A 12,062-nucleotide genomic window follows, 5' to 3' on the forward strand; every position below is an offset into this window, starting at 1 on the left:
CCACCGCCACCGCCGGGGCCGCCCGAGCCGGGGGCGCGCGTGGTCCCGGGACGCCGACCGTCAGGATCCGGGGGAGGAGATCCGGCGCCGTGCGGAGACTCTCTTCGGCGCGGAGCCGGCGGTCGTGCGCGGCGGGCGCCCGGCCGCGCGGAGAGCGCCGAGCTGGGCGCGGGAGGGGCACGCCTCAGCGGGAGTGAAGCACGACGTCCCTCCTCGACCGCGTCGCCGCGTCGTGGTGGTGGACCGTCAGGGCGGCGCGGGGCACGCGCTGCTGACGGGGCCTCGGGGCACTGATGGACGGCGACGGGACCCGGCCGTGGAACGGACGCTGGAACTGAGGCGGCTGCCGGACCGCGCGGGGGCGCCTCCGGTCGTCGGGTCGGGCGGACGGGGCGCGGATGCGGCCCGTCCCGGGCGGTTCCTCGGCGTCGGCCCGGAGGGCGAGGAACCGGCCACCTACCCGGTGCGCCTGCCCGCCGCCCGCCCTGGCCGGGACGCGGCCGCCTCTCCGCGCCCGGCCGACCGGGAGACGCCTGACGGCGTGCCGGAACCGGAACCGCCGCAGGAACCGCCGCCGGGGCCGCCACCCGGCCGGTTCGGCCCCGCGCTGCGGGAGCGGCTGCCGCTGTGGGTGCAGGCCCGGTGCGGGCTGGAGCGGCGCAGTGTCGTGGCGCTCTCGGCGCTGCTCGCGCTCGCGCTCGTCCTCGCCGTGCAGCACTTCTGGTCCGGGCGCACCCAGCCGGTGCGGGCGCCGGAGGTGGTGCGGGCGGCTCCGGCCGCGCAGGGGGAAGGCGCGGACGGCGGAGGCAGCCCCTCGGCCGCCCCGGGTTCCTTCGGACAGGCGGGCGGGACGGCGGCTCCCGAGATCGTGGTCGACGTCAGCGGCAAGGTGCGGGACCCGGGCGTCCACCGTCTGCCCGCGGGCTCACGGGTCGAGGACGCGCTGAAGGCGGCGGGCGGGGTGCGGCCCGGCACGAGGACGGGCGGTCTCAACCGCGCCCGGTTCCTCGTCGACGGCGAGCAGGTGGTGGTGGGCGGACCGGCGCCGGCCGCAGCGGCGGCCCCCGCGGGCCCCGCGGGCACGGGAGCGGCGGCCGGCCCCACGGCTCCCGTCTCCCTCAACACCGCCACCGTCGACCAGCTCGACACCCTCCCCGGTGTCGGCCCCGTCCTCGCCCAGCACATCGTCGACTACCGCACCCGCAACGGCGGGTTCCGCTCGGTGGACGAACTGCGGGAGGTCAACGGCATCGGCGACCGCCGCTTCGCCGACCTGCGCGACCTCGTACGGCCATGAGCGCCCGCACGCGTGCCGGCCCCGAGGCCTCGGCCGAGCGGGCGGACGCCTCCCGGCCCCGGCAGGAGGGACCGGCCGACCTCCGGCTGGTCCCGCCCGCCCTCGCCGCCTGGGCCACGGCGGCGGTGGTGCTGCACGCCCCGCCGGGCTGGGCGGTGACGACCGTCGTCGCCTCGGTCCTGGCCGCCGCCGTCCTGCTGTCGACGCGCGGCCGCCTGCTCCTGACCCGGCGGCGTGTGACGCGGCGGTCCCGCGTCACCGCCCATGCCGTGGCGGCCACCCTGCTCTGTGTCGCGGCAGCCGCGGGCTCGGCGGGACTGCACGGCGCGGACGTCCGCAGCGGTCCCGTCCCCGAACTGGCCCGGGAGTACGCCCGGGTGCTCGTGGAGGTGGAGGTCACCGCGGATCCACGGCTCACGCGGCCCCGGGTCAGCGGCAACCGCATGGCCCCGGTGTCGGTGCTGATCGAGGCCGAGGCGCGGCGCGTGGAGCGGACCGGGGCAGCGGCGCGGACAACCCGGGCGCCGGTCCTGCTGATCGTCGGCACCGGCGACCGGCAGCCGGCCGCGCCCGCCGCCGGCCGGGACTCGCCCTGGCTGTCCCTGCTGCCCTCCACCCGGCTGCGGGTCGAGGCGGGGCTCGCACCGCCGCGGGAGGGCGGCGACCGGTTCGCGGCCGTGCTGCGGGTGGACGGCCGAGAGGGTCCGCGGGCCGTGGGCGGTCCCTCGGCCCCGCAGCGGCTCGCGGGACGGCTGCGCGCCGGACTGCGGGAGGCGACCGAGGATCTGCCGGAGGACGCGCGGGCGCTGCTGCCGGGGCTGGTCGTCGGGGACACCTCGCGGGTGACGCCGGAGCTGGACCGGGCGTTCCGGGAGACCGACCTCACCCACACGCTCGCCGTGTCCGGGGCCAACTTCACCATCCTGCTCGCCCTGCTCCTCGGTCCGCCGGGGCTGGCGCAGCGGGCCGAGCGGCGCGGGCTCGCGCCCCGCCTCGGCATCTCGCTGCGGGCCACGGCGGTCCTGGGCGGGGTGCTGTCCCTGGCATTCGTCGTCGTGTGCCGGCCGGACCCCAGCGTGCTGCGCGCCGCCGCCTGCGGTTCCGTGGCGCTGCTCGCGCTCGCCACCGGCCGCCGCAGATCCCTCGTCCCGGCTCTGGCGACGGCCGTCCTGCTGCTCGTGCTGTACGACCCGTGGCTGTCCCGCAGTTACGGCTTCCTGCTCTCCGTGCTGGCGACCGGTGCGCTGCTCACCCTCGCCCCGCGCTGGAGCGAGGCGCTGCGCCGTCACGGGGTGCCGCCCCGCATCGCGGAGGCGCTGGCGGCCGCCGGTGCCGCGCAGGCGCTGTGCGCCCCGGTGGTGGCCGTGCTGTCGGCCCGGGTGAGCCTGGTGGCGATCCCGTGCAACCTGCTCGCCGAGGCCGCGCTCGCCCCGGCCACCGTGCTCGGCTTCCTCGCCCTGGCCGCCGCGCCGGTCGCGATGCCGTTGGCGGAGGCGGTGGCGTGGTGCGCGGGCTGGCCCGCCGGGTGGATCGCGCGGGTCGCCCGGACCGGTGCGGCGATGCCGGGCGCCGGCGTGGACTGGCCGGGCGGCTGGACGGGGGCGGCGGCACTCGGCGCGGTCACCGTGGCCGCGCTGCTCGTGGGGCGCCGGCTGCTGCGGCACCCCTGGTGGTGCGCGGCGTGCGCGCTGCTGCTGGCGCTGCTGGTGGTGCAGCCCCGGCCGCTGGTGCGCACGATCACCGGGTGGCCGCCGCCGGACTGGCGGATGGTGATGTGCGACGTGGGGCAGGGCGACGCGCTGGTGCTGGCGGCCGGGGACGGCGCCGGGGTGGTCGTGGACACCGGGCCCGACCCGGAGCCGGTCGACCGCTGCCTGCGCTCCCTCGGCGTCACCCGTGTCCCGCTCGTCGTCCTCACCCACTTCCACGCCGACCACGTGGCCGGGCTGACCGGGGTGCTGCGGGGACGCGAGGTGGGCGGCATCGGGACCACGGGTCTTGAGGAGCCGGCCGATCAGGCGGCGGCCGTCCGGAGAGCCGCGGCCGCCGCGGGCGTCCCCGTGGCACGGGTCGGCGCGGGGGAGCGGCGCAGGGCCGGGGACCTGTCCTGGGAGGTGGTGTGGCCGCCGCCCGGCGGTCACCCGACGGTGGAGGGACCGAATGACGCCAGCGTGGCCATGCTGGTCCGCACCGAGGGCCTGCGCCTGCTGCTCCTCGGCGACCTGGAGCCCCCGGCCCAGCGTGCCCTGGCCCGGTCGCCCGCGGCGCGGGACCTGGCCGGCGTCGACGTCCTCAAGGTCGCCCACCACGGCTCGGCCTACCAGGACCCCGGCCTGTTGAGCCTCGCCGCACCGCGCCTGGCGCTGATCAGCACCGGCGAGGACAACTCCTACGGTCACCCCGCTCCGGGGACCGTGGAGGTGCTGCGGGCCCGGGGAGCGGCCGTGCTGAGGACCGACCGGGACGGGGCGCTGGCGGTCGTTCCCGGTACGGGCGGGGACGGGGAGGTGGCGGTGGCGCGACACTGAGGACATGACCGACGGGATCGACACCGCGACGACCGACGCCTACCTGCGCCGCCTGGGGGTGGAGCGGCCCGCACGGCCCACACCGGACGCGCTGCGGGAGCTGCATCTGCGCCATCTGTGGACCGTGCCGTTCGAGAACCTGTCCGTGCATCTCGGCGAGGAGGTCGTGCTCGACGAGAAGCGGCTGGTGGACAAGGTGGTGGGGGCCGGACGCGGCGGGTTCTGCTACGAACTCAACGGCGCCTTCGGAGCGTTGCTGACCGCCCTCGGCTACGACGTCACCCTGCTCGCCGCACGGGTGTACGGGGAGGGCGGACGGCTGGGCATCCCGTACGACCATCTCGCGCTGCGGGTGCGGACGGACGACGGGGGTGACTGGCTGGCGGACGTCGGGTTCGGGTCGCACTTCCATCTGCCGCTCGCCTTCGGGGAGCGGGGCGAGCAGCGGGACCCGGCGGGCGTGTTCCGGGTCGCGGAGTCGGGGGCGGACGCGGCCGGGGTGCGCGGCGGGCACGAGGCGGCGGACGCGGCGGACCTGGACGTGCTGCGCGAGGGGCGGCCGGTGTACCGGCTGGAGACCCGGCCCAGGGCGCTCGCCGACTTCACCGCGGGAGCCTGGTGGCACCGCACCTCGCCGCACTCCCACTTCACCCGGTCGCTGGTGTGCTCGCGGGTCACCGAGGACGGCGGGCGGATCACGCTGAGCGGCCGCCGGCTGACGCTCACGGCACCGGACGGCACGCGGCGGGAGCGGGAGACCGGCTCGGACGCGGAGGTGCTGGGGATCTACCGGGACGAGTTCGGGATCACGCTGGACGCGGTGCCGACGGTGCGGGGCGGCGGGACGGGCGGCCGGGCCCGTACCGGACAATGAGCCGTGTGAGTGATGTGCGACATGTGCTGGTGCTGCCCGACCGGGACGCGGCCGAGGAGGTGGCGGAGGCGCTGGAGGAGCGCTTCGGCGTGGACGAGGAGCCGCGGCTCGTGCGGGACGCCCTCGCGGGGGAGGACGACGCGGAGGACGCGCAGTGGCTCGTGCTGCTGCGGGACGAGCCGGGCCGGCTGGACGCGGACGAGCTGAACGAGTTCGTCGCCGGGTGGGACGGCTGGCGCGAGGAGCCGTAAGGCCGCGGTGGCCGGTGACCGCACGGCCGGGCGGGGCTGTCGGTGGCGCGTGGGATGCTTGTCGGCGATGGCCAGGAAGAACGCATCCGACGACCCCCTCGCCCCCGTGACGCTCGCCGTGGGCCAGGAGGAGCTGCTGCTGGACCGCGCCGTGCGGGAGGTGGTGGCCGCCGCCAAGGCGACCGACCCCGACACGGACGTCCGCGACCTCACCCCGGACCAGCTCCAGCCGGGCACTCTCGCCGAGCTGGTCAGCCCCTCGCTGTTCGCCGAGCGCAAGGTCGTGGTCGTGCGGAACGCGCAGGACCTGTCGGCCGACACGGTCAAGGACGTCAAGGCGTACCTGTCCTCGCCCGCGGAGGAGATCACCCTCGTGCTGCTGCACGCGGGCGGCGCCAAGGGCAAGGGACTGCTGGACGCCGCGCGCAAGGCGGGCGCGCGGGAGGTGGCCTGCCCGAAGATGACCAAGCCGGCGGACCGGCTGGGGTTCGTCCGCGGCGAGTTCCGGACGGCGGGGCGTTCGGCGACGCCCGAGGCGTGCCAGGCCCTCGTCGACGCCATCGGCAGCGACCTGCGCGAGCTGGCCTCCGCGGTGACGCAGCTCGTCGCGGACGTCGAGGGCACCATCGACGAGGCGGTCGTCGGCCGCTACTACACCGGGCGGGCCGAGGCGTCGAGCTTCACGGTCGCCGACCGGGCGGTCGAGGGGCGGACGGCGGACGCCCTGGAGGCGCTGCGCTGGTCGCTGTCCACGGGCGTGGCCCCGGTGCTGATCACCAGCGCGCTGGCGCAGGGCGTGCGGGCCATCGGCAAGCTGTCCTCGGCGCGCGGCGGCCGGCCCGCCGACCTGGCGCGCGAGCTGGGCATGCCTCCCTGGAAGATCGACCGGGTGCGCCAGCAGATGCGCGGCTGGACCCCGGACGGCGTCGCCGTGGCGCTGCGCGCGGTCGCCGAGGCCGACGCGGGCGTGAAGGGCGGCGGGGACGACCCGGAGTACGCGCTGGAGAAGGCGGTCGTCACCATCGCCCGCGCGGCCCGCTCCCGCGGCAGGGCGTGACCCCGCGACACGGGCACCGCATGCGGAAGGCCCCGCCTCCCGCCCTGGGGAAGGGCGGGGGACGGGGCCTCCGGATGAAGCTGTCGAGCCCGTACCCGCGTGGCGAACGCAGGCCGCGTACGGGCTCTGGGGTGTCGGCCGGGGGCGGATGAGAGAGGGCCCGCCCGGGTCCCGCCGACGGTCAGATCAGGGTGGTTCAGCCCTTGACGGCCGCGACCTTGCGAGCCAGCGCCGACTTCTTGTTGGCGGCCTGGTTCTTGTGGATGACGCCCTTCGAGACGGCCTTGTCGAGCTGACGCGCGGCGACGCGCTGGTACTCGGTGGCCTTCTCCACGTCACCCGCGGCGGCGGCCTCACGGGCCTTGCGGATCGCGGTCTTCAGAGAGGACTTGACGGCCTTGTTGCGCAGCCGGGCCTTCTCGTTGGTCTTGTTCCGCTTGATCTGGGACTTGATGTTCGCCACGAATGAGCCTCTACAGGTTCTGGCACGGGGCCGTACGCTGACGCACGGCTTCGCACCGGGTGATTTCTTGGGGTGTGCCTCGCGCTGAGAGGGCATGAGACACAGCCCCCCACACTACCAGCGGGCCATTCCGCGGCCCAAACCCGTCCCCGGTCGCCACCCGTGGGACCATGGAAGCTACGTATCGATCCGACCCGAGACCGCAGACGGACAAGCACACGTATGCGGACGCCTCAAGAATCAGGACCCTGCGTGCCCGCGATTCCTAGCCATGTGCCCGAGCCGAGCCGTACCGACCCGGCGCTGATCCGCAATTTCTGCATCATCGCGCACATCGACCACGGCAAGTCCACGCTCGCCGACCGGATGCTCCAGCTGACCGGAGTGGTCGAGCAGCGGCAGATGCGCGCTCAGTACCTCGACCGCATGGACATCGAGCGCGAGCGCGGCATCACGATCAAGTCCCAGGCGGTGCGCCTGCCGTGGGCGCCGACCCACGACAAGAGCAAGACGCACATCCTCAACATGATCGACACCCCGGGGCACGTCGACTTCACGTACGAGGTCTCCCGGTCGCTCGCCGCGTGCGAGGGGACCATCCTCCTGGTCGACGCCGCCCAGGGCATCGAGGCGCAGACCCTCGCCAACCTGTACCTGGCGATGGAGAACGACCTCCAGATCATCCCGGTCCTCAACAAGATCGACCTGCCGGCCGCGCAGCCGGAGAAGTTCGCCGAGGAGCTGGCGAACCTGGTCGGCTGCGACCCGGACGACGTGCTGAAGGTCTCCGCGAAGACCGGTCTCGGCGTCGAGGCGCTGCTGGACCGGGTGGTCGCCGACGTGCCCGCCCCGGTGGGCGTCGCGGACGCCCCCGCCCGAGCGATGATCTTCGACTCGGTCTACGACTCCTACCGCGGTGTCGTCACCTACGTCCGTGTCATCGACGGCCAGCTCAACAAGCGCGAGCGCATCCGGATGATGTCCACCGGCGCCACCCACGAGCTGCTGGAGATCGGCACCAACTCGCCCGAGATGCTGCCGGCCGACGGTCTCGGCGTCGGCGAGGTGGGCTACCTGATCACCGGTGTGAAGGACGTCCGCCAGTCCAAGGTCGGTGACACCGTCACCAGCCAGAACAAGGGCGCCGAGGAGGCGCTCGGCGGCTACAAGGACCCCAAGCCGATGGTGTTCTCGGGCCTCTACCCCCTGGACGGCTCGGACTACCCGGAGCTGCGCGAGGCCCTCGACAAGCTCCAGCTCAACGACGCCGCCCTGGTCTACGAGCCGGAGACCTCCGCCGCGCTCGGCTTCGGCTTCCGCGTCGGCTTCCTCGGCCTGCTGCACCTGGACGTGATCCGCGAGCGGCTGGAGCGCGAGTTCGGGCTCGACCTGATCGCCACCGCGCCCAACGTGGTCTACCGCGTGGTCATGGAGGACGGCACCGAGCACACCGTCACCAACCCGAGCGAGTTCCCCGAGGGGAAGATCAACGAGGTCTACGAGCCGGTCGTGCGGGCCACGATCCTCGCGCCCAGCGAGTTCATCGGCTCGATCATGGAGCTGTGCCAGAGCCGGCGCGGCGTCCTGCTCGGCATGGACTACCTCTCCGAGGACCGGGTGGAGATCCGCTACACCCTGCCGCTCGCCGAGATCGTCTTCGACTTCTTCGACCAGCTGAAGTCCAAGACCCGCGGCTACGCCTCCCTCGACTACGAGCCCACCGGCGAGCAGACGTCCAGCCTGGTCAAGGTGGACATCCTGCTGCACGGCGACAAGGTGGACGCGTTCTCCGCGATCACCCACAAGGACCAGGCGTACGCGTACGGCGTGCGGCTCGTCGCCAAGCTGAAGGAGCTGATCCCGCGGCAGGCGTTCGAGGTGCCCGTGCAGGCGGCCATCGGCTCCCGGGTGATCGCCCGCGAGACCATCCGCGCCATCCGCAAGGACGTCCTCGCCAAGTGCTACGGCGGTGACATCTCCCGTAAGCGGAAGCTGCTGGAGAAGCAGAAGGAAGGCAAGAAGCGGATGAAGATGGTGGGTTCCGTGGAGGTTCCGCAGGAGGCCTTCATCGCCGTCCTCTCCAGCGACGAGAACGCGGGATCCGGCAAGGCCAAGAAGTAGCCGCAGGTTACCGGGGGTCACTCCGCAAACCGGGCGAATCGGGGCCCGTCGCACGTCCGTGCGGCGGGCCTCGTACGTTCCCTGGGTGCCCGTCCGTGTGAAGTTACAGGCCGTGGCCCCTTACGCGGTGGCCGGTCGACCTTTACTCTGTCCGTGCTCGATAGTTACTCGCGAGTTAAACAACGACGCGAGGAAACCCCAGCCGCACTGAGCCAGCCGCACCGTCGCGGGCCCCGGAGGATGTCGTGAGCGACACACAGACACTGATCGAGAACCGTCCGCCGAGCGTGGCGACCCTCTTCCTGGAGCGTGTGGCGGCCACACCGGACGCCGAGGCCTACCGCTACCCGGTCCCACCGGCATCCGGGGAGGGCCCGGACGACTGGAAGTCGCTCACCTGGGCCGAGGCCGCCGAGCGGGTCCACGCGATCGCCGCCGGCCTGATCGAACTGGGCGTGCAGCCGGAGGAGCGGGTCGCCCTCGCCTCCTCCACCCGGGTCGAGTGGATCCTCACCGACCTCGGCATCCTCTGCGCCGGCGCCGCCACCACCACGATCTACCCGCAGACCAACGCCGAGGAGTCCGCGTACATCCTCTCCGACTCGCAGAGCCGGGTGCTGGTCGCGGAGAACGCCGAGCAGGTCGCCAAGGCCGTCGAGAAGCGCGGTGAGCTGCCCGAGCTGACCCGCGTGGTGGTGATCGACGCCGAGGGCGTCGACACCGACGACTTCGTGATCACCCTGGCCGAGCTGGAGAAGCGCGGCGCCGCCCGCCTCCAGAAGGAGCCGGAGCTGATCAAGGAGCGGGTCGCCGCCCTCACCAAGGACCAGCTCGCCACCCTCATCTACACCTCCGGCACCACCGGCCGCCCCAAGGGCGTGCGCCTGCCGCACGACAACTGGTCGTACATGGCCAAGGCGATCGCGGCGACCGGCCTGGTCAGCGGCGACGACGTGCAGTACCTGTGGCTGCCGCTGGCGCACGTCTTCGGCAAGGTCCTCACCTCCGGCCAGATCGAGGTCGGCCACGTCACCGCGGTCGACGGCCGCGTCGACAAGATCATCGAGAACCTGCCGGTGGTCCAGCCGACCTACATGGCCGCCGTCCCCCGCATCTTCGAGAAGGTCTACAACGGCGTCGCCGCCAAGGCGAAGGCCGGCGGGGGCGCCAAGTACAAGATCTTCCAGTGGGCCGCGGGCGTCGCCCGCGAGTACGCCAAGGTCACGCAGGACAACTTCCGCCGTACCGGCTCCGCGACCGCCCCGGCCGGACTGCGCACCAAGCACGCCGTCGCCGACAAGCTCGTCTACGCCAAGATCCGCGAGGCCTTCGGCGGCCGGCTGCGCGCCTGTGTCTCCGGTTCCGCCGCCCTCGCGCCCGAGATCGGCTTCTTCTTCTCCGGCGCCGGCATCCACATCCTGGAGGGTTACGGCCTCACCGAGTCCTCCGCGGCCTCCTTCGTGAACCCCGGCGAGGCCTACCGCACCGGCACCGTCGGCAAGCCGCTCCCCGGCACCGAGGTCCGCATCGCCGACGACGGCGAGATCCTGATGCGCGGCCCCGGCATCATGCAGGGCTACCACAACCTCCCCGACAAGACCGCCGAGGTCCTGGAGGAGGACGGCTGGTTCCACACCGGCGACATCGGTGAGCTGTCCGCCGACGGCTACCTGCGCATCACCGACCGCAAGAAGGACCTGATCAAGACCTCCGGCGGCAAGTACATCGCGCCGGCCGAGGTCGAGGGCCAGTTCAAGGCGGTCTGCCCGTACGTCTCCAACATCCTGGTGCACGGCGCCGACCGGAACTACTGCACCGCCCTCATCGCCCTCGACGAGCCGTCCATCACCGCCTGGGCGGCCGAGAACGGCATGGAGGGCAAGTCCTACGCGGACATCGTCGCCGCCCCGGCCACGGTCGAGATGGTCGACGGCTACGTCAAGCAGCTCAACGAGGGCCTGCAGCGCTGGCAGACCATCAAGAAGTTCCGCCTGCTGCCGCGCGACCTCGACGTGGAGCACGGCGAGATCACCCCGAGCCTGAAGCTGAAGCGCCCGGTGGTGGAGCGCGAGTACAAGCACCTCATCGAGGAGATGTACGAGGGCGCGCGCGAGAAGTGACGGGACGTCGGCCGGGAGGCACGCTCTCCCGGCCGACGCCGTCCCTCCGCTTCTTTGTCGCCGGTCGCGGGAATCGATCGCGGTCCGTCACGGTTGCCTCACCGCATGAAGGCAATCGGATTGACCACCTACGGCGGCCCCGACGTCCTGCGGGAGCTGGAACTTCCCACGCCCGAGGCGGGACCCGGTGAGGTCCGCATCCGGGTGCACGCCGCGGTCGTGAACCCCACCGACGTCATGATGCGCACCGGGGGTCACGCCGTCCGGCTGCGGGACGTCCCGCCCCCGTACGTGCCCGGCATGGACGCGGCCGGTGTGATCGACCAGATCGGTCCCGGCGTCGACGGCCGGCTGAGCGTGGGGCAGCGGGTCGTCGCCCTCGTGATGTTCGTCCGCCCGCAGGGTGGCGCGTACGCCGAACAGATCGTCGTGCCCGCGGAGTCCGTCGTGCCCGCGCCCGCCGGGACGGACCACGCCGAGGCGTCCACCCTCCTGATGAACGCCGCCACCGCCCGGCTGGCCCTCGACACCCTCGCCCTGCCGAAGGGGGCGACCGTCGCCGTGACCGGCGCGGCGGGCGCCGTCGGCGGCTACGCGATCGAACTCGCCAAGGCCGACGGGCTGACCGTCGTCGCCGACGCCGCCCCGCACGACCGCGACCTGGTGCGCGGCTTCGGCGCCGACCACGTCGTCGACCGGGGCGCGGACGTCGCCGCCCGCGTCCGCGACCTGGCGCCCGACGGCGTGCCCGGGCTGGTGGACGGCTCCGACCAGCGCGAGGAGGCCGTCCCCGCGGTCGCGGACGGCGGCACCCTCGTCTCCCTCCGCGGCTGGCAGGGCCCCGCCGAGCGCGGCGTGACGGTGGCCCCGGTGCTCGTGGCGAGCGTCCGCGAGGACACCGCCCTGCTGGACACCCTCCGGCTCCAGGCCGAGCAGGGCGTGCTGTCCCTGCGCGTCGCCAAGGTGCTGCCCGCCTCCGACGCGGCCGAGGCGCACCGCCTGCTGGAGGCGGGAGGCCTGCGGGGGCGCCTGGTCCTCGACTTCTCCTGAGGCGAGGGCTGCCTCGAGGTGAGGGCTGCCCTGAGGCGAGGGCTGCCTTGAGGTGAGGGCTGCCCTGAGGCGAGGGCTGCCTCGAGGTGAGGGCTGCCCTGAGGCGAGGGCTGCCTTGAGGTGAGGGCTGCCCTGAGGCGAGGGCTGCCTCGAGGTGAGGGCCCTCCTGACGGCAGGGCCCTCCGGACGGCAGGGCTTCCCTGACGCGAGCGCTTCTGTCGTGCGGGCCCGCGCCGAGCGGCGCGGGCCCGCCACTTCTCGTCCCCGGGTGACCGGAAACGAGCGGTCGCGGCGCCGTTCT

The 12,062-nt window shown here is 73.8% G+C and carries 9 protein-coding genes; 8 read left to right on the plus strand and 1 reads right to left on the minus strand.

The window, feature by feature from the left end; translation table 11 throughout:
• The first annotated feature begins 631 nt into the window (after nt 1-631).
• The 5 genes from ACQZOG_RS05945 to holA all read left to right on the plus strand — a co-directional run bounded on the left by ACQZOG_RS05945 (nt 632) and on the right by holA (nt 6,007).
• Complete coding sequence (locus ACQZOG_RS05945; protein WP_033275867.1) at nt 632-1,297, plus strand: helix-hairpin-helix domain-containing protein; 666 nt, start codon at nt 632-634, stop codon at nt 1,295-1,297.
• Entirely contained in the window at nt 1,294-3,825 is a 2,532-nt protein-coding gene (locus ACQZOG_RS05950) for a ComEC/Rec2 family competence protein (RefSeq protein WP_430741345.1), read from the plus strand. Before ACQZOG_RS05945 ends, ACQZOG_RS05950 begins: the two co-directional genes overlap by 4 nt.
• A gap of 4 nt (nt 3,826-3,829) precedes the next feature.
• Nucleotides 3,830-4,699, plus strand: a complete 870-nt coding sequence (locus tag ACQZOG_RS05955; protein ID WP_430741346.1) for an arylamine N-acetyltransferase family protein — start codon at nt 3,830-3,832, stop codon at nt 4,697-4,699.
• A 5-nt stretch (nt 4,700-4,704) separates the two neighbouring features.
• Nucleotides 4,705-4,950, plus strand: coding sequence for a hypothetical protein (locus ACQZOG_RS05960; protein WP_078492824.1), 246 nt, complete (start codon nt 4,705-4,707; stop codon nt 4,948-4,950).
• A 67-nt stretch (nt 4,951-5,017) separates the two neighbouring features.
• Nucleotides 5,018-6,007 carry a DNA polymerase III subunit delta gene (gene holA, locus ACQZOG_RS05965; RefSeq protein WP_430741347.1) on the plus strand — a complete coding sequence of 330 codons (990 nt, stop codon included), beginning with the start codon at nt 5,018-5,020 and terminating at the stop codon, nt 6,005-6,007.
• Nucleotides 6,008-6,203: 196 nt separating this feature from the next.
• Here the strand turns inward: holA and rpsT are convergent, their stop codons facing one another.
• Complete coding sequence (rpsT, locus tag ACQZOG_RS05970) at nt 6,204-6,470, minus strand: 30S ribosomal protein S20 (RefSeq protein WP_058916114.1); 267 nt, start codon at nt 6,468-6,470, stop codon at nt 6,204-6,206.
• A 252-nt stretch (nt 6,471-6,722) separates the two neighbouring features.
• Between rpsT and lepA the strand changes: the two genes are divergently transcribed.
• From lepA to ACQZOG_RS05985, 3 genes are all read left to right on the plus strand, one after another.
• The gene (lepA, locus tag ACQZOG_RS05975; protein WP_033275830.1) at nt 6,723-8,591 is read left to right on the plus strand and encodes a translation elongation factor 4; all 1,869 of its coding nucleotides are present in this window, start codon (nt 6,723-6,725) and stop codon (nt 8,589-8,591) included.
• Nucleotides 8,592-8,836: 245 nt separating this feature from the next.
• Nucleotides 8,837-10,711, plus strand: a complete 1,875-nt coding sequence (locus tag ACQZOG_RS05980; RefSeq protein WP_033275829.1) for an AMP-dependent synthetase/ligase — start codon at nt 8,837-8,839, stop codon at nt 10,709-10,711.
• Between the two features lie 105 nt (nt 10,712-10,816).
• On the plus strand, nt 10,817-11,761 hold the full coding sequence (locus tag ACQZOG_RS05985; RefSeq protein ID WP_359597807.1) for an NADP-dependent oxidoreductase: 945 nt from the start codon (nt 10,817-10,819) through the stop codon (nt 11,759-11,761).
• The last annotated feature ends 301 nt before the right edge of the window (nt 11,762-12,062 follow it).

Origin of the sequence: Streptomyces sp. P13-3-3 (genome assembly GCF_050571355.1) — a bacterium.
Lineage (GTDB): Bacteria > Actinomycetota > Actinomycetes > Streptomycetales > Streptomycetaceae > Streptomyces > Streptomyces althioticus.